This window comes from Nostoc sp. KVJ20 (assembly GCF_001712795.1).
In the GTDB taxonomy this organism is placed as follows: Bacteria; Cyanobacteriota; Cyanobacteriia; order Cyanobacteriales; family Nostocaceae; genus Nostoc.
Genome location: NZ_KV757739.1, coordinates 1 through 19,265, shown reverse-complemented (window position 1 = coordinate 19,265; position 19,265 = coordinate 1). Strand labels below are relative to the sequence as shown.

The window sequence follows — 19,265 nt, the reverse complement described above, 5'->3', positions numbered from 1 at the left end:
ACAGAATAGATAGTAACTATTTCATTTAACATATTTCCCTCCTAATTTTCTGTCTGGAGGGATTTTATTGTTTTTATACCCCTATGTCATCTTTCTTGGTATGTAACTAGCAACTTGAGTTAATAGGGATTTTGATGAATTGCAATGACCTTTACTAACGCCTATTTGAATACAGGTTTACGTTTCAATCCCTAATAGGGATTTTGATGAATTGCAATAATCGGTCATTTTTTTTGGGCATTCGTAAGATGTTGTTTCAATCCCTAATAGGGATTTTGATGAATTGCAATCTAGTAGATCATTTAAAGAAAGATGGAGTTCTCATAGTTTCAATCCCTAATAGGGATTTTGATGAATTGCAATAATTAGTATTGATTGACAGTTTGAATGCCTCTCTTGGTTTCAATCCCTAATAGGGATTTTGATGAATTGCAATTCAATCAATGATGTTGATGTTGCCTATTTATGTGGTTTCAATCCCTAATAGGGATTTTGATGAATTGCAATTCTACTGTTGCTGTACTTTCATCTAGCTTACATTGTTTCAATCCCTAATAGGGATTTTGATGAATTGCAATAATGAAATGATTTGTTAACTCTATATTGTCATAGAGTTTCAATCCCTAATAGGGATTTTGATGAATTGCATGCAATAGACGATAAGTCAATTTTACCGCAAGTTACAACAGAATCCCTAATAGGGATTTTGATGAATTGCATGCAATCTTATTTTTGCCCAGTAATCCCTATCTTCTGGCTTGAATCCCTAATAGGGATTTTGATGAATTGCATGCAATAGCGGCAACCCGAAAGCCAAGCTGTATTTAGTTTTCAAGGTGCGGTTGCGCGAATCTAGAGCAATAATAGCATTAGAGAATTCCTTTGGGAAGAGTATCGAGAAAGATTGAGGGCTGAAACTCAAGTTTTGTAAGCATTTCAGAGATTGCGCGGATGGCAATTGGGCAACAAGTGGGGTGAAATGCTTGCTGGTATTGAGATAGAAACACTTTTTTGAGGCTGTAGAATTTCTACACCTACCCTTTCGCGCATTTGATATCCAGGAACCTAAGCAGAAAGAAGATTAAAATCGCTGACCTGTAGTCACTTCAAATCTCAATTCTCCTTGGTCGCTAATTCCAAAGTCGCCTCGAATCAGCCCAAAGGATGACTTGACACGCAATCCTAAGCCGTAACCAAAGCCACTTCCAGGTTTATCTCGCAACACTCCTGGTTCTCCTAGCACGGTTTCGCTAGACCCGAAATCGGAAGCGAGGTCAGTAAAGAGAACTCCGCCGATTGAATGAAAAATTGGGAACCGATATTCTACTGAGACTAAGCCATAACTCCGACCACTGGCAATTTTTCCATAACCGTAACCCCTGACAGAATCCGGCCCACCAATATTAAAGGCATCAGCTGGTGGAAAGTTTCCAATAGTCGTGCCAATTTGTAAATTAATCGCCAACATTTCTGGATGGTCGGTTTGTCTACCATTACCGATCCAACTGACTGGTAAATAATGAATATAATCTCCCTGTAAGCGATTGCTGGAAATATTACCCAATCCAATGGGAATCGCTTGTTCTGTGCTGAGGGTGAGAATTGATCCTTGAGTAGGATTGTCTCGGCGATCGCGTTGATCTCTGGATACAGCAAAGGATAATGTAAATAGGTCATCAATGCCAGTACCGCTCACAGATAAAGGACTCCCTAATCTATCGGTCTGGACAACGTTATATTCTTGATCGCGTAGGCTAATTCTGGTGTAATTAAAGCTTATTGCTGTATCCCACTCATCAAAAGATTGTAAAACTCCCACGGAACCGCCAAATCTTCCCTCGCGAACTTTGTCACCGTTAGATAATCTGATATCGTCGTTGAAGGTTCCCGATGTATTTCGATTCCGAAAACCTCTGATGCTGTAGCCTAAGCGGTTTGGTTCTTGAGGACGATAAAGACTAGTGAACTGACCATTAAACTGGACATCTTTACCGCTGATTTGCACAGTCGCATCTAATTTATCGTTAATACCGCTAACATTTGCATCTTTATAACCCACCCGACCGTATAGCCCAACATCGTCGTTATTACCGCCTCCTAAAATTAGAGAAGGGAAATTACGCTCTTTGATTTCATAAATAATATTAACGCTGGAAGAATCTTCTTCTCGATAAACATTGACTTCATTAAATGACTCTAATCTCCTCAATCGTTGCAAGTCTGCTGCTAGTAAATCTTCACGGAATACTTGACCAGGTTTGAGTTTCAGCAGACTAATGATAAAATCCTTTCGGGTACGTCCTTTGATCGGCTGACCTTTGTCATCGAGTAACTGATCTTTATTATTAATAAAACGAATCTGGATGTCTTTGATAATTCTCTGAGAAAACTCGACAGACTGGGCATCTACTGGAGTTGAGCCTATATAATCACCATATTTGACATACCCTTCCCCTATCTGTAAGGTAGGTTCTGGTAAAAGAATACTACCAGCGCCATCTTCAGTAGCAGATTGCAAGTCTGCAAGGGCCTGTGAATTTTCCCCACCCACTAACATTACTGCGATCGCAACTACAGCTATTTGAATACGCATAAATAAAGTTTTATCGAACAGAATTCTGAATTCTGAATTCTGAATTCTGACTCCTGAATTCTGAATTCTGCATTCTTCTTCAAGATTACACCCTTTCTTCAGTAACTAATGTCAGACTAACCCATTCGCCTTTCTCGTTGTAGCTGCGAATCATCCGCTGGCGCAGGTTTGGCTGAATTAACCAACCCACTTCCAGAAAGAAAGGTTGACGTAACTGCACCTGGAGAGGTGAAGTTGCAGAAGCGCCATCTGGTAACAGTAATACTTGCACCTGCTTCTCTAGGTCTTGATCAAAGAGAACAATGGGGCCTTTGATGGTAGCAGTTGAGGTAATTGTACGTTCTGCAAAAGAAGTGCTTTGAATTAATCGCCCAGTATCATCTAGTTGTAATTTTAAGGTTGTAGAGTAAGTATCAGGCGATCGCCAATCTGGATATATTGTCACTGCTTGACCTTGCCATTCTCCCAACAAATCATTTATCTGTAAGGGTGGACGTTCTGCTGCTGGGGTTCCAGCTAGATGTTCTCGAATTAAGATTAATTCCTTTAGCTGACCAGTATTATCAAACAGTTGCACCAGACGCAAGCGGCGATTTTCATGAACTAAAGCAACTTCTGCGCCAAATTCGGAAAATGGGCCTAATTGAATTAAACCTTCAGAAAATGAACCATTTTCAAAAAACAGCAGACTCCGCCCCAGAGAACTATATTCTTTAACTAAATCATCTCGTCCCGAACGGCACAGAGTTAAGCGCACGGTTTGGTTATTGTTCAACCCTTCTAGGGAAAGACGGCTAGGAGTATCATTCAGAAGTGTCCCTTGGGGAGAAAAATTGCTAAATGAACCTTCCCAAACACCGAGATTCTGCAAAAAACATTCCCATTGCGATTTCATAGTGATTTTGTCATTTGTTATTGTTTTAAAACTTTGAAAATTCCGAGTTCAAAGGACAAAGGACAAATGACCAATGACCAATGACTATCCTTTAGCAAAACGTCGGACAGCAAATAAGCTCCCCATTAATCCTACAGCTGCACCGAAACTTAAAAGAATCAGGGGCAATAATAAAATTTCTGCTGGAGTGAGTTGCACTCTGTTGGTGATGACTTGGATAAACTCAGGTTGATTGACTAGCAACTTACCGAGAAATTGCTGAATTATAGAAATGAAGCTCCAAGCGATCGCACCACCAACTAAACCAAAAGCAATTCCTTGTAAAATAAATGGTAGGTAAATCCAAGCAGAAGTTGCTCCCACTAGTTGCATAATTTCAATTTCTTGGCGTCGCGCCGTGACAATCAGCCTAATTGTGGTGGTAGTGACTGCGATCGCTGTTAAAGTCAGAATAATTGTAATCGTTAAGGTAATCCAGTTCAAACCTTGGTGCAATTGGGCTATGCGTTTGACTGCTTCATCGACATACTGCACTGTCTCAACTCCTGGTAACTTAGCCAACTGCGTTGCTAAATTTGGCACAACTTCAGAATTACGCGCTTTCACCTTCATCTCATCAACCAGAGGATTCTCACCTAGCTGTTGGGTAGCACCCTCAATATCAGAAATTCTCATTTCCTTAACTAACTTAGTCCAAGCTTCCTCTTTCGTAATGGTTTGTATCGCCGCCACCTCTGACATTTTTGCGATCAGTGGCTCAATACTTTCCATTTGCGTATCCGGTTCGAGATAAACTGATACTTCTAGCTGGCTACCAAACTGATAGAGGAGTTTTTCGACTTGCCAAGAGGTTTGCAAACTCAAGCCAAATAAAAAGAGTAACACCGTCACAGTACTTACAGCCGCCCAATTCATCCAACCTCCCCGCATTAAACCAAGGAAAGTTTCTTTGAGTAGATAGTCAAGTTTCGTGAGAGATTTAAGCACAGATTACCCCGATCAATAATTCGTAATTCGTAATTCGTAATTCATAGTTCCCAATTCCCTATTCCCAATTCCCCATTCCCCATTCCCCATTCCCCAGCTTGGTAGAATTAAAATAGTAGGAATTTTCACCATCTAGCCATCTGAGACTCATGCCCTCTGAAATTGCTGTAGAGAAAAAAAAGTTAAAAAATCCACCTTTGGAGCTTCATTATTTAGGCGATCGCGTGCTGCGTCAAGCTGCAAAGCGGATTTCTAAAGTTGATGATGAACTTCGCCAAATAGTGCGCGAAATGCTGCAAACTATGTACAGCAAGGATGGCATTGGTTTGGCTGCGCCCCAAGTGGGAATTCACAAACAACTAATTGTCATCGACTTGGAACCAGAGAACGCAGCTAATCAGCCTTTGGTGTTGATTAACCCCACCATTAAACAAGTCAGCCGCGACATCTCTGTTGCCCAAGAAGGATGCTTGAGTATCCCTAACGTATATCTAGACGTGAAGCGCCCCGAACTCGTGGAAATTGCCTATAAAGACGAATACGGTCGTCCCCGGACATTAAAGGCGAATGACCTTTTGGGACGCTGCATTCAGCACGAGATGGATCACCTTAACGGTGTGGTATTTGTAGACCGTGTAGAAAACTCCTTGACTTTAGCCCAGGAGCTATCTAAGAATGGCTTCTCGTATCAAGCGGTGAAACCAATAGTATAGGGGCGCTAGCAGTGTATTTAACTCCAAAAAGCGGTTTATTTCTGGGTGGTTCTTGTGTAAGTGCGATCGCAGCTGTCGGTTCGATTTTTGAACTCAGTTACGGACAACCAGATTTTGGTGTCACAGCTACGGCAATTATCCTGGTATTGAGTATTCCACTCACAGGATTATTTTTTATTGCCGCAGTGAAGGACGCAAGGGCTAACATGAAATAAGCATCAGGTACATAAAAAAGGTAAAAGGATGAGGAAAAAGGCAAAATTCATTCTTTTACCTTTTATTTTTGCTCTCCATGTTCGACTACGCTGAGATTAATTTTTTCGTTGGGGCTACTTGATTGCTTTTCCTGGCAAATGGGCATCGTTTGCGATCGCTTCTAAAATAGAAGAATGCTGTCAACTCCCACTCAACTACTGCGACTGTCTCAAGGACAACTCAACTTACTAGAAACTTGTCCGCGTAAATTTCAACACACTTACCTAGAAAAACTCAATTCGCCCTCAAATCCAGAACAAGAAGAACGGCTAACTTTGGGTAGTCGCTTTCACTTGCTAATGCAACAGCGAGAAATGGGTTTGCCAATTGATAGTTTTCTGCAAGCGGATGCTCAACTGCAAAGCTGGATGCTAGGTTTTGCCGATGCAGCCCCAGAAATCTTAACGCCTGGATCTGATAATCAAACTTTCCGTGAAAGTGAACACTACCGAACTCTGCAAGTTCAGGACTATTTGCTGTCGGTTATCTATGATTTATTGATTGCAGATAACCAACAAGCACAAATTCTCGACTGGAAAACTTATCCTAAACCACCCAACAAACGCCAGTTAGAATCCAACTGGCAAACACGGCTTTATCTGTATGTATTGGCTGAAACTAGCGACTATTTGCCAGAAAATATTTCCATGACTTACTGGTTTGTCCAATCTGAGGGCAAGCCGCAAAATATTAAATTTAATTACAATACTGCTCAACACACACGAACAGCAAAAAGACTTAATCAACTGTTAAGCCAGTTAACTAATTTGTTGGAAGATTACCAAAATAACCAGCAGTTTCCCCAAGTGGCGGAGGGTAGCAAAACCTGTGATTATTGTCAGTTTGCCAAACGGTGCGATGCCTACGACGGTAAACTACGCACACAAGCTATTGAAGAAGCAGTGAAAGACTCATTACCAAATTTTGACAGCATTCCAGAAGTCTCACTCAACCCCATACATTAGAGGATGTTTGTAAAATCCAATAGAGGTATAAAGAAATTAAAAATTAATATAAATTTATGTCAAGCTTTGACGAAACTGAAGCAATTTATGTACGCGAATTAGGAATTGATGACATTGCTCCCGTTTACCACTTGGGAGAAGGTTTATTTACCAGCGATTTATATCCTTATTTATACCGCACCTGGGACGAATGGGAGGTGATTGGACTTTACAACACCGATCCCGAATACTGTCTTGTGGCTGAAACAGATGGAGAATTAGCAGGATTCATTTTAGGAACCATCATCACCAAAGCATCCTGGACTTATGGATATATTTTATGGCTAGGAGTTAGTCCGAAATATCAGCGTCGGGGAGTTGCAGACAAGCTAGTTGATAAAGTCGTCGCCCGGATGATTGAAGATGGGGCGCGGTTTATGCTGGTAGACACTGACCCAACCAACACTTCAGCATTAAAGTTTTTTAGTCGCAAAGGTTTTGGTAATATCCGCCAGCATATTTTCTTGTCGATGAATTTAAGCAAGCACGAATATTATGGCAGATTGATTGATTATGAACACCAAAAAGCTGAAAGAGCCGGTTATAGGCGATCGCGTCCAGCAATTCGTGCCCGTAAGCCTGATAGTGTTGCGAATGAAGTCATCCTCAATCCTCTAGTGAATGAATCTCAAGCAACTGAAGATCAATCTCCAATCTAAAAGTATGTGTAAAAGGGGCTGGGGATTGGGGATTGGGTTTGAAAAGTCCTCTAGTCGGTAGCAAAACGTTTTAGATCCCCCTAAATCCCCCTTAAAAAGAGGGGACTTTTAGAGACTTTCCCCCCTTTTTAAGGCTACGGTGTACACACAAGTCTGAAACAGTTCACTCATCTGAGTTTAAGCGTAAGTTTTACCCCTCCCTAACCCTCCCCTTGCAAAGGGAAGGGAACTGTATTTCTAGTTTCCCCCCAATGCATCGGGGGGATTAAGGGGGGTAATTCGACTTGTGTGTACACTGTAGCTTTTTAAGGGGGGTTGGGGGGATCAACAAGTGCCTAAAATTACAGCCAACCACTTTTCAAACATCCTTTAACAAAAGTTAGGAGTTAGGATGCTCTAGGAGCAACTTTTAATCGGGATTGTTAATTTTGAATTGTGAATTCGGAGCACAGTGACGTGACTTATGTGTATAGAATTTGGGCGGGAAATCTGCGGCAATCTTGACATTGCAGAATCGCGGGAGTGGTTAGTTACTAACGGTATTGGTGGTTACGCCTCTGGGACTATAGCTGGTTTATTGACCCGCCGCTATCATGGACTACTGGTAGCAGCATTGAAACCACCTCTGGGTCGTACCTTAATGGTGGCAAAACTAGATGAAACTGTCCTGTACGATACTCGCTCTTATTCTCTAGACACCAATCGTTGGGCTGATGGTATTGTCAGTCCCCAGGGTTATCAAAATATTGAACGTTTTTCTCTGGAAGGTACAATTCCTGTATGGCGTTTTGCTGTTGCCGATGCCTTGTTAGAAAAACGCGTGTGGATGCAACAAGGCGCTAACACAACCTATATCCAATATACTCTCCGTCGTGCCACCCAACCGCTGAAGTTAACCCTCAAAGCAATGGTCAACTACCGCGATTATCACAGCGATACTCAAAGCAATGATTGGCAGATGTCTGTTGAGGAGGTGGAACAGGGGATTTGTGTAACTGCTTATCCGGGTGCTGTACCACTGTATCTGCTGAGTGATTCGCCTAAAGGCGATGCCTACGGCGGCAAGCTACGCAACGCTTCACGCCCTAGTGTATCTGTTGTCCACAATTGGTATCATGGCTTTGACTTAGCAGTTGAACGCTATCGGGGATTGAGAGATAAAGAAGACCACCTCCACGCCGCCACCTTTGAAGTTACACTGAATTCTGGAGAAGCGATCGCCTTTATAGCCAGCACAGAAAAAGAACCAAATCTCAATGGTGAAGCTGCACTCAAGTTACGTCGCGCTCAAGAGCAGAAATTAATAGGATTTTGGAAAACTAATCGACCTCTAAAAACTAAGGAATCACCTAGCTGGATCAACCAATTAGTACTAGCTGCTGACCAGTTTATTGTCGATCGCTCATTGCCAGAAGACCCCTACGGCAAAACCATCATCGCTGGTTATCACTGGTTTAGCGACTGGGGACGCGACACGATGATTAGTCTACCTGGTTTGACAATTTCCACTGGTCGTCCAGAGGTAGCACGCTCAATTCTTCGCACCTTTGCCAGATACGTAGACCAGGGAATGTTACCTAATCGCTTTCCCGATGCGGGTGAGCAACCAGAATATAATACAGTCGATGCCACTCTCTGGTACTTTGAAGCAGTCCGCGCCTACTACAGCGCTACAGACGATGATACTTTGCTTGGTGAACTCTTTCCCATACTTGCAGACATCATTGATTGGCACTGTCGCGGTACACGCTACAACATTCATCTCGATGCCGCCGATGGCTTACTTTATGCAGGCGTTGCAGGCGTACAACTGACCTGGATGGATGCCAAAGTTGACGATTGGGTAGTTACGCCCCGAATTGGCAAACCGATTGAAGTTAATGCCCTCTGGTATAATGCTTTACGGACAATGGCAAAGTTTGCCCGTCAGCTTGGTAAACCACACCAAGAGTATGAGGCAATGGCAGACCGGGCAAAGTATAGATTTTCTCGCTTCTGGAATGAAGAGACAGGTTATTGCTATGACGTTCTAGACAGTCCTGATGGTGATGATGCGTTGTTGCGTCCTAACCAAATCTTTGCTGTGTCATTACCAGAAAGTCCGCTCACACCTGCCCAGCAAAAGGGTGTGGTGGAAGCTTGCGGGCGATCGCTGCTGACTTCTCATGGGTTGCGATCGCTAGCCCCCGATCATCCCCAATACCAGGGTAAATACGGTGGTAATCAGTATCAACGTGATGGAGCCTACCACCAAGGGACAGTTTGGGGTTGGTTGTTGGGGCCGTTCGTCTTAGCACACCTGCGCGTCTACAAAAATCCCGAACAGGCTCGTCAATTTTTGGAACCAATGGCTAATCATCTAAAAGCACACGGTGTTAGTAGTCTCAGCGAAATTTTTGATGGTGATCCGCCGATGACTCCACGGGGATGCATTGCCCAAGCGTGGACAGTAGCAGAGGTTTTACGTGCTTGGTTTGCAACAGAGAGTTGATGCGGGGAATAACATTATACCAATTCTGTATGAAGATGCACATCATAATACCCTTCTGTAGTCCCCCCGATGCATTGGGCTACGGTGTACACACAAGTCAAATTACCCCCCTTAATCCCCCCTTGCAAAGGGGGGAAATATCCGGTTCTCCACCTTTGCAAGGGGGAGTTAGAGGGGGTGAATTATATGCAGCTTCACCAAGAAACGGTATTAGGACTTAAAGATTAATTTACTAAAGTGCAGATATGCAGGCAGGGTGATATTATGACAAATTTAACCCAAGAAGAAATCAGATTAGCAGAAGCCTTGAGTCACAAAGCTCATTGGCGGAGATGGGGGCCATATTTAAGCGATCGCCAATGGGGAACGGTGCGCGAAGATTACAGTCCCAACGGTACAGCCTGGGACTATTTCACCCACGATCAGGCGCGTTCTCGCGCCTATCGTTGGGGTGAAGATGGGATTGCTGGCATTTCTGATAATCATCAACGGCTTTGTTTTGCGATCGCACTTTGGAATGGCGAAGATTCTATTCTTAAAGAAAGAATTTTTGGTCTAACCGGTAGCGAAGGAAATCATGGGGAAGATGTTAAAGAATATTACTTTTATCTAGACAATACTCCTACCCATTCTTACATGAAAGCGCTTTACAAATATCCCCATAAAGCCTTTCCCTACTCCCAATTAGTTGCAGAAAATCAACGCAGAAATCGTCATGAGCCAGAATTTGAATTACTAGATACAGGTATATTTGATGAAAATCGTTACTTTGATGTCTTTATCGAATATGCCAAAAATTCTGCTGAAGATATTCTCATCCAAATAAAAGTAATCAACCGGGGCCCAGAAGCAAAAACCCTACACCTGTTACCTACTCTCTGGTTTCGTAATACTTGGTGCTGGAATGGTGATACCAGCAAACCTACTTTAAAAGAAGTCGAATCAGGTAATGGCTTTCATGTGGTTGAGGTGTTTCACTCAACTTTAGGTAAAAGATGGCTGTATTGTCAGGAAGCAAATGAAATTATCTTTACAGAAAACGAGACAAATTATCAGCGATTATTTGGTTATCCTAATTCCTCTGCCTATGTAAAAGATGGTATTAATGACTATATCGTTCTGGGTAAAAAAGAGGCAGTAAATCCAAATAGATTTGGTACAAAAGCATCTGTTGATTATTTGTTAACAGTTGGTGCTGGTGAAAATAAAATTATTCAATTGCGATTGAGTGATGTAGCAAATGTAGTTGAGCCATTTGGCAAAGAATTCGATACAATCTTTTGGGAACGACAACAGGAAGCAGATAAATTTTATCAGCGCGTTACACCATTTCCCCTCAGTGAAGATATGCGAAATGTGCAACGACAAGCATTTGCTGGAATGCTGTGGAGTAAACAATATTATCACTATGTTATAGAGGATTGGCTCAAAGGCGATCGCAATACACCAGCGCCACCTCCAGAACGCCAACAAGGCAGAAACCGAGAATGGTTTCATCTCTACAATAAAGATATTCTTTCTATGCCCGATAAGTGGGAATATCCTTGGTTTGCAGCTTGGAATTTGGCATTTCATACCATTCCTTTGGCAATGATTGACCCTGATTTTGCTAAGTATCAGTTGGATGTTTTAACACGAGAATGGTATATGCATCCTAACGGGCAAATTCCTGCATACGAATGGGCTTTTGGTGATGTTAATCCACCTGTTCACGCTTGGGCAACTTGGCGTATTTATAAGATTGAAAAAAAGATTTATGGACGAGCAGATAGACAGTTTTTAGAACGGGTATTTCAAAAGCTGATGCTCAATTTCACCTGGTGGGTAAATCGCAAAGATACTGCGGGTAACAACGTCTTTCAAGGGGGATTTCTCGGTTTAGATAACATTGGTGTATTTGACCGTAGCGCAGCTTTACCTACAGGTGGACATATTGACCAATCTGATGGTACGAGTTGGATGGGAATGTATTGTTTAAATATGTTAGCGATCGCTCTCGAATTAGCCAAGACTAATCCTGTTTACGAAGACATTGCTACCAAGTTTTTTGAGCATTTTCTTTACATTGCCGATGCCATGAATAAAATCGGCGAAATGGAAGCCAGTTTGTGGCATGATTCTGATGAATTTTACTACGATGTGCTGCATTTACCTGAACGGCAGATTACCTTAAAAGTCAGGTCAATGGTAGGATTAATTCCTCTATTTGCCATTGAAACTATTGAACCAGAAACTTTAAAACTGCTTCCTGGTTTTAAAAAGCGATTAGAATGGTTTATCCAAAACCGTCCTGACTTGCGGCAAAATGTGGCTTGTATGGAAACAAAAGGATTGGGTGCGAGGAGATTGCTGGCGATCGTTTCTAGAGATAAGCTCAGAAGTATTCTGCAAAAAATGCTGGATGAAAGCGAGTTTTTTGGCCCTTACGGCATTCGGGCACTTTCTCGATTTCATGCTGAAAATCCTTATATTTTTGATGTTAACGGTTCGCAATTTCGGGTGGATTATGAACCGGCTGAATCTAGCAGTGGTTTATTTGGTGGTAATTCAAACTGGCGCGGCCCCGTTTGGTTTCCGGTGAATTTCATCCTAATTGAATCTTTGCAAAAGTTTCATTATTATCTCGGAGACGATTTCAAAGTGGAATGTCCTACTGGTTCTGGTCAAATGATGACACTTTGGGAAGTTGCATCAGAATTATCTCAAAGGTTAATCAGAATTTTCTTGCAAAATGACTCTGGTAAACGTCCTGTTTATGGTGGAATGCAAAAGTTTCAAAACGATCCACACTGGCAAAACTTGATTTTATTCTATGAATATTTTCATGGTGATAACGGAGCCGGAATTGGTGCTAGTCATCAAACTGGCTGGACAGGTTTAGTTGCCAAATTAATCCAGCAATTTGGTGAATATGAAGCACAGCATCAAGAACCAGAAATAGAGAAGGTTAAATAGCAAGATTTACTTTTAGTACCAATACAGTTCAGATAAGACCAAAACACTTGTCTTGAAGGCGATTTATCGTGTCTCGAAAACCCACATTTTTTACAATTAACTTTTAGTACCTGCGTTGAATCAAGCTAGAAAAATAAAATAAATAGGATTAAGAATTTTAAGTTAATTCTCAGCGAAAATTAATTTAATTACTAGTAAATGCATTTAAATTATTATTAGATAGGACTCATATTTGATTTCTGAAAAAACTCAGTACAACTAAGAAGCCTTCTTGATTGTAGCAAGATTGCCTATTCCCTATTGCCTGCCTACGCAAATTAGTTCAGAAATCAAAGCGGATTCCTAGAGAAAGATTAGTATAGTTGAAAGAGCGATAAAAATATTGAGCAATCTTTTTGGAATGGTTGCAGTTTTCAGTGTAGGTCTACAACAGAGGTAATTTAAAATCAGCTATAAATAAAGATGTAGCGGTTAACAGTAACTTTATATTCAGCAGTATTATTTGATTGATCAAGCCTTATTAAACACCTTCAGCGCAACCAAAACAGTGAAGCAAATCATAACAGTTTGGATAAATATAGACCCATTTTCCTTACAATCACGCCTCACGGTTGGTATTGCATCATTTTCAGCTTTGGTATTAGGTAGTCTTGCTACATGGACTAGTTGGAAAATGCAGCAAATTTTAGTTGATGGTCATAAATACAATATAGAACAAATCGCCAAGCGCTTGCCGCAAGATGTACAAATTTATAGTGAAATGATGCAACCTGAAACTGGGTTGCAAAAGGCTATTAATAATTTGGCAAATACCAACACATTGTTATGGCTAAAAAGTCCTGATAATAAAATTTTAGTAAAATCTGCTACTTTGGATTTATTATCTGATACTACGGTAGCTGAGTTAATTTCTCTGACTAAGATGCCGATTAAACCGCAAGTTTACAAAGTAAACCAAAGCTACTTTGTTCTATGTGGTAGTTCTGTGCAAGTGCAGGGTAAGTTACTGGGTGAGTTATTTGTAGTCAAGGATATTACCCGCGAACAGAAAATGTTTGTGGTAATGGTGCAGAGTTTAGGTATTACTAGTGGTTTGGCAATTATTGTTTTAACTGTTGCGATCGCATTTTATATTAAAAGTTCTTTACAACCTCTGCGCCAGCTAAATCAAATGGCTTCTGTGATTTCCGCTGAGGATTTAGGAAAAGCACAGCTATATCTTGATAATGCACCCAGTGAAGTTAAAGAATTAGCTCAAACCTTAACCATGCTGTTATCACGCCTTTCGCAATCTTGGGAGCAAGAGCGAGAATTTGTGAGTAATGTTTCTCATGAATTACGCACACCTTTAACAATTGTACATGGTTATTTGCAAAGTGTATTGCGAAGGCAAAATAACTTAACTCAAACTCAACAAGAAGCTTTAGAAACTGCGGCATCGGAAGCTGAACGCACTATTCGTCTACTACAAGATTTACTTGATTTAGCGCGAGCAGATAGCGGTTACTTATATTTTCAAATGAAATCTTATGTGCTGAATGAATTGGTTGAAGAAGTTGTAATGATGGCAAAAAAATATAGCGATCGCACAATTACAATCGAGTCAGAAATCTATCCAATTGAGATCAAGGCAGACTATAGCCGTCTGAAACAAGTTTTATTAAATTTAATTGATAATGCTGTTAAGTATTCTGAAGCTGATACACCTATAATTCTTAAGTTAAATCAGCTTCAAGATAAAGCAATTATTCAAGTTTGTGACAAAGGTTATGGCATCCCCTTGCAACAGCAAGTACGGATATTTGAGAGATTTTACCGTGTAGATGAATCTCGCTCTCAGACTACTGGGGGTTCTGGTTTAGGTTTATCGATTGTCAAGACACTTGTAGAAGGTATGGGTGGTAGTGTAAGTGTGCAATCGAAGTTAGGGGAAGGGAGTATGTTTACAATCAATTTACCTACATATAGTAGTTCTATCTAATTGGTGAAAATTGAAAGACTTACATTCCCGACTTCTCTAAGAGAATGTTTGAAATTAACACCCATTTCTAGCGTTTTTAGCAAGCATAATTTTCCCTGTGATGTAGGCTTGAGTGATTGCTATTCGCCGTAACTTGCCACTGCTAGTTTTTTCTAGTTGTCCTGGGCAAATGAAGAGTATATTGTCCACAGGGATTTTAATACCCAGCTGGTTGAGAACAATCTCGCTGACTTGGCGCTGATGGTCAATTAATTGCTGAAGAACACTGGCCTGTTTGGTTTCTATCAAGACGATAATGCGGTCATCAGCCTGAATTGTCGCAACTTTGCTCGGTTGTACAAACGGTAGCGACTCTATGGCATGTTCAAAATCACTCGCAAAATAACTTTGACCATTAATTTTGAAGCGATCGTTCAGCCGACCTGTGACGAACAACTCACCCTCGCTAATTACACCCAAATCACCAGTAGGGAAAAAACCATCACAATTGTAAAAAGGGCGTTCGCTTTCAAAATAATTATCGACCAAAGTCCCGCCTCTGAGTTCAACTTCACCAATTTCACCCTCATGGCATAAAAGACCATCTTCAGTTCTTAAACGGATATCAAATGTACTCAACGCTTGACCTACGGAAATAGCTTTGCAGCCATTTGCCAAAGTCATAATCCGGGGAACATCTTCTAACTTACAGCAAGAAATCATCAGGACTGCCTCCGCCATGCCGTAGCAAGGCTTAATTGCTGTAGGTTGCAATCCATAGGGTGCAAGCACTTCCAAGAACTGATGTAGTTTATCTATATTAATTGGCTCACTGCCATTGAAAACCATTCGTAGCTGGGTCAAGTTTAAGTTGGCAATTTCTTCTGGATCGGTAATTGCCAAGCGACGGAGACAGTAGCTAATGGCAAAATCTGGAATAACTGCGATCGCAATCTTTTTTTCTGACAGTTCGCTCAACCACTCCACAGGATTCATCAAAAAATGTATTGGGGTACTTAGGTGCAAGTTATGCCTCACGTATAGCGTTGTGAGCAAACCACCGACTAATCCCATATCGTGATAAAGTGGCAGCCAACTTGCAGTTGCATCACTGGGTCTATTTTGAGCATAGTTAGCGATCGCCTGCATTTGTGTCACAATTTTCCCATGAGTGACTGGAATTCCTTTGGGGAAAGAAGTCGAGCCAGAAGAAAACTGCACAAAAGCAATATCAGTATCTGTAATTGTTGCAAAATTTGCTGATTCTTGGGGCTGAATATCTGTGTCTGGTAACTGTAGACGCTGGAGGCTCAATTCTAAACTTCTAATACTAGGTGCTTCCAACACAAATTCAGCTTGATATTGGGTTGTAACCTTCGTCAAAAATTCTAGGTAGCTCTCTTTAACAACACCCATGCTGTAGGGTTTGACTGACAGTGGAATTGCTCCCAGTCCAACTAAAGCAAAGAATGCAATAATCACACCTTCGGTTGTTTCAAAAGGAAACAGAATCCTTGAGCCAGCTGCCACACCCGTAGCCCGAAAGTACTCCATATAGGCTGCAATCTTCTGGTACATCTCACAATAGGCGAGAAACTTAGACTCAGCAGCGCGATCCTGTCTTAAGAACAAGCCCAAGTGTGAGTCAGTATTCTTGAGAGCCTGAATCATTGCGATCGCGGTCATCGACAGCTTAGTTCTGGGTTGTAAGTCTTGCATTGTTTTGACCTCAACTATCTTGTTGCTTATTTTCATCGAGAAAATCCTGGAGAGTTCTAAGCGATCGTTCAATTGAATCAATGAATGCTACTTTCACAAGAGCATCGGCAGCAACCTTTGCAGTTCCGTTTTTGAAAATCTCAATAAATTGGTGAAAAATTACTTGATAATAGTAATTTTCCTCCGTGTCTTTAAGTTTCGTAATAATCTTGACCTCTCCAGGTAATATTTCATGGCTATAGTTGACTTCAATACGAGCAACTACAGGAATAATCCTCTGTCCGTGAAATAAGTTGTGATGCTCAAGCCATGACCATCGCCCTGCTTCTAGGTATTCGAGAACAGTGGCATTATTGACGTGACCCAAACTGTCAAGGTCATTTGGGCGTACCTGAAGTTTTAGGTTAACAGCTTCAAAGTTCATAAATGGGTTGGCGTGAATATTTATTATCAAGGCAAAGTAGAAGGCAGAGGAGCCACTACGTTGCAGAGGTTTCCTCCGAGCAAGTGGCGTGGCAGAAGGTCAAAAGAGGCAGGGGAGCAGGGAGCAAGGGGGAAGAGAGTTTTAGTTAACTTTACTTTTTGTTACACACTGCTGTTTATTTGCACCTTTCTACTACCAAGTCTCTGCAATCATGCCTGGGGAGAGATAGCCACAACAGTAGACACATAATCCCCACTGTGAGATATGGAAAGGTGAACAGTCCAACCTTGAAGCTGAAAATGCTCTGCCAGTGAGCCGTAAAATTCAAAGTAAGGCGCGTAACGGGAATTATGTCGCACTTCTACATCTGTCCAGTAGAAATTAGGGGCCATTGCCAAAGCCTTAAACAAGGCTTCTTTAGCTGAAAAAGTACCTGCCATACTTTGGAGAGGGTTTTTACTTTGGCTGAAGTAAAGGCACTCAGTGTTTGTAAAGAAAATGCCTGGAACTTTCAAAGCTTCAACTGTTGTTAGTTCTGCAATCAGTTGAATATCGTGCCCCAGTCCAATTAACATCCCACCAGATCCAGCCACTTCTGTTCAACTTCAGCCGCAGAGTTTACGTGAATTCCTGTAATTTGTCTGAGAGCAGAAAATATCAGACTTTGTTTGCGCTCAATATTGTCTGGCAGAACCATCTCATACTTGATGGAATCCCACCAGTTGACGTGAGAATCCCGCTGCTCAAGATGTTGACGGTTACTACCATAAAGTTCGCCCCCTTCTCGCACAAACAAGTGTGCAACAGCAAATGCGCCTTTGGGTGAGTACTCTTTACTATCAACTAAAGCTTTGGCAAAACTTATGAAGTATGTCATATGCTGCGATTCATCAGCAGCAATTTGCTTAAATAGCTTTTTCAATCCAGGGTCTTGAGCAACATTAGCACACCAAGAGTAGTTAACCGTGGCTGTAATCTCTGAAATCGCTAATAATACTAGTGTTCTGAGCATGTCATCGTCGGGAAAAATCTTCCGAAACTCAATGAGAGTCTCGTCACTGACAGGTTCTAGACTGAGTAGAGTCGATAAGCGATTAAGTGTGGTTTCGTGAAAGCTTTCTTCCTCATTCCAGTAACGACTCCAAGTACTACAAGCTTGCATAATGCTTGCTAAAACTGGATTGCGATCTTGCCAACGACGACACTCAGCATCAGCCAATCTAGCCAAGCGATCGGCTCCTGGCTTGGTAGTCAATTCTGCACGTCCAGCATTCCAGAGATTAGCTTTGTCAAATTTATTCACAGCCTCCAGGTTAATTGCACCAATCATTTCCACTGCACTCCATCGGCGCTTTTCATGGAAATAGTGTTGTTCCCATATTAAATCAACTAAAGAGCTTCGTTGCTCGGCAACAATTGCATATAAGTTACTGACAAGATCAGAACGAGAAATTGTATTTACCATAGTGAAGATATTTGAATTTAATTTTTAAGTTTTAGAGGTTGTTTGAAAAGCCTTGGTGACTGGAAGTCGCGGCTACATAAACAAAACCTATCTACCTTTCTCTTCGAGACGCTGACGCGTAGCTTGTTCTCCGTTCGCGTTAGCGTCTTCGTTACAAGAAGGAGTACGGTAATGCCCGCCGTAGGATGCCCGAAGGGCTGTAGGGCAAACGTGAGTTAAAAAGCTGGTTGTAAAACTAAAAATGAAAATTTTTACCACTACACTTTATTCTCTAGACTCTATTATCCAAAAAGTCTTTAGATTTAAAATTTATCATTTTTAGCTCAAAGTATTAACTGTATCAGCTTCATTTAAAAATGCTTCTAATACATCTGAAATAGGTGTATCAAGAGAGAAAGCTGGCAAACGTATTTGGACTCCATACTGCTTTTTCAGCATATTCGCAGTTTTGGCGAAAACCTCCATCAGATCGATGCTGTTATGTAGGCGATCGGAACGAGCAATAATCGCCGATAGCGTCAAGTCATTTTCAAAAATTTCTGCAATAGATAAACCAACATTTTGGGCAAAAATCTCACAGATATAGTCTTTCAAGATTTGAAACTCCTTTGTTGCGGTATTACAGTAAGTTAAATGCTGTTAGTTACAGGTTTTACTTAACATTAACAAAAAATTTGACGTTTATATGCTGTGTATTACATAGAGTAAGCTCAAATTAGCACATTTAATAAAGTTTTAGCTGCGTATTTATACTAAAGATGAGTTCTTATGTGTCCAATACGGTTCGCATAAGCAGGGGGGAAAGTTATTAAAATTTATCTTCCCCTGCTTCTCTTCTCCCCCTGCTACAAGAACTGTTTGCCTCAACAGATACTTTGTTAACCGAACCGTATTACCACCTCCGACTTCCGACTTATGAATGCTTTACGACTTGTGAAGCGTAAAGCCCCCGTCATTCATGCGGGGGAGTGCGATTCGTTCACTCGAAATGAATAGAAATATTCAGGGATGAGTGACATTTGAGAGATAAGCCTTAATGGGTGGAGTTCGCACTTCATGTCGTCGAGTTTCGAGGAAAGTTAAAGGTTCAAAAAATAGAAGCAAGGCTAAGACTTTTTTAGGTAAGCGCCACCTCAAAATAAGTA

Annotated in this window: 15 protein-coding genes and 1 CRISPR repeat array; of the genes, 7 read left to right on the top strand and 8 right to left on the bottom strand. The window is 41.3% G+C overall.

From position 1 onward, the window contains the following. Positions 1–114: 114 nt before the first annotated feature. Positions 115–791: a CRISPR direct-repeat array (repeat unit 30 nt; unit sequence AATCCCTAATAGGGATTTTGATGAATTGCA). Between the two features lie 290 nt (positions 792–1,081). From A4S05_RS33650 to A4S05_RS33640, 3 genes are all read right to left on the bottom strand, one after another. Further along, entirely contained in the window at positions 1,082–2,593 is a 1,512-nt protein-coding gene (locus A4S05_RS33650) for a BamA/TamA family outer membrane protein (RefSeq protein WP_069074111.1), read from the bottom strand. An 85-nt stretch (positions 2,594–2,678) separates the two neighbouring features. Then, a complete protein-coding gene (locus tag A4S05_RS33645; protein ID WP_069074110.1) occupies positions 2,679–3,488 on the bottom strand; it encodes a DUF3598 family protein in 810 nt (269 codons plus the stop codon). Positions 3,489–3,572: 84 nt separating this feature from the next. Continuing rightward, positions 3,573–4,475: a cell division protein FtsX gene (locus tag A4S05_RS33640; protein WP_069074109.1), complete on the bottom strand. Its 903-nt coding sequence runs from the start codon at positions 4,473–4,475 to the stop codon at positions 3,573–3,575. A gap of 149 nt (positions 4,476–4,624) precedes the next feature. Between A4S05_RS33640 and def the strand changes: the two genes are divergently transcribed. The 7 genes from def to A4S05_RS33605 all read left to right on the top strand — a co-directional run bounded on the left by def (position 4,625) and on the right by A4S05_RS33605 (position 14,533). Continuing rightward, the gene (gene def, locus A4S05_RS33635) at positions 4,625–5,188 is read left to right on the top strand and encodes a peptide deformylase (RefSeq protein ID WP_069074108.1); all 564 of its coding nucleotides are present in this window, start codon (positions 4,625–4,627) and stop codon (positions 5,186–5,188) included. 11 nt (positions 5,189–5,199) lie between these two features. Further along, entirely contained in the window at positions 5,200–5,403 is a 204-nt protein-coding gene (locus A4S05_RS33630) for a hypothetical protein (protein ID WP_069074107.1), read from the top strand. 174 nt (positions 5,404–5,577) lie between these two features. Then, positions 5,578–6,408: a PD-(D/E)XK nuclease family protein gene (locus A4S05_RS33625; RefSeq protein WP_069074106.1), complete on the top strand. Its 831-nt coding sequence runs from the start codon at positions 5,578–5,580 to the stop codon at positions 6,406–6,408. A 56-nt stretch (positions 6,409–6,464) separates the two neighbouring features. Then, positions 6,465–7,106, top strand: a complete 642-nt coding sequence (locus A4S05_RS33620; protein ID WP_069074105.1) for a GNAT family N-acetyltransferase — start codon at positions 6,465–6,467, stop codon at positions 7,104–7,106. A 463-nt stretch (positions 7,107–7,569) separates the two neighbouring features. Next, the gene (locus A4S05_RS33615) at positions 7,570–9,597 is read left to right on the top strand and encodes an amylo-alpha-1,6-glucosidase (RefSeq protein WP_069074104.1); all 2,028 of its coding nucleotides are present in this window, start codon (positions 7,570–7,572) and stop codon (positions 9,595–9,597) included. Between the two features lie 264 nt (positions 9,598–9,861). Continuing rightward, positions 9,862–12,552 carry an MGH1-like glycoside hydrolase domain-containing protein gene (locus tag A4S05_RS33610; RefSeq protein ID WP_069074103.1) on the top strand — a complete coding sequence of 897 codons (2,691 nt, stop codon included), beginning with the start codon at positions 9,862–9,864 and terminating at the stop codon, positions 12,550–12,552. 547 nt (positions 12,553–13,099) lie between these two features. Next, complete coding sequence (locus A4S05_RS33605; protein ID WP_069074113.1) at positions 13,100–14,533, top strand: sensor histidine kinase; 1,434 nt, start codon at positions 13,100–13,102, stop codon at positions 14,531–14,533. A 54-nt stretch (positions 14,534–14,587) separates the two neighbouring features. On the opposite strand, the gene A4S05_RS33600 is transcribed toward A4S05_RS33605, so the two are convergent. The 5 genes from A4S05_RS33600 to A4S05_RS33580 all read right to left on the bottom strand — a co-directional run bounded on the left by A4S05_RS33600 (position 14,588) and on the right by A4S05_RS33580 (position 18,714). Continuing rightward, entirely contained in the window at positions 14,588–16,231 is a 1,644-nt protein-coding gene (locus A4S05_RS33600) for an AMP-binding protein (RefSeq protein ID WP_218108003.1), read from the bottom strand. Positions 16,232–16,241: 10 nt separating this feature from the next. Further along, on the bottom strand, positions 16,242–16,655 hold the full coding sequence (locus tag A4S05_RS33595) for an acyl-CoA thioesterase (RefSeq protein WP_069074102.1): 414 nt from the start codon (positions 16,653–16,655) through the stop codon (positions 16,242–16,244). A 209-nt stretch (positions 16,656–16,864) separates the two neighbouring features. Further along, positions 16,865–17,248, bottom strand: a complete 384-nt coding sequence (locus A4S05_RS33590; RefSeq protein WP_141699883.1) for a holo-ACP synthase — start codon at positions 17,246–17,248, stop codon at positions 16,865–16,867. Then, the gene (locus tag A4S05_RS33585; RefSeq protein ID WP_069074100.1) at positions 17,224–18,120 is read right to left on the bottom strand and encodes an acyl-ACP desaturase; all 897 of its coding nucleotides are present in this window, start codon (positions 18,118–18,120) and stop codon (positions 17,224–17,226) included. Before A4S05_RS33585 ends, A4S05_RS33590 begins: the two co-directional genes overlap by 25 nt. Before the next feature lie 318 nt (positions 18,121–18,438). Further along, a complete protein-coding gene (locus A4S05_RS33580) occupies positions 18,439–18,714 on the bottom strand; it encodes a hypothetical protein (RefSeq protein WP_069074099.1) in 276 nt (91 codons plus the stop codon). Positions 18,715–19,265 lie beyond the last annotated feature (551 nt).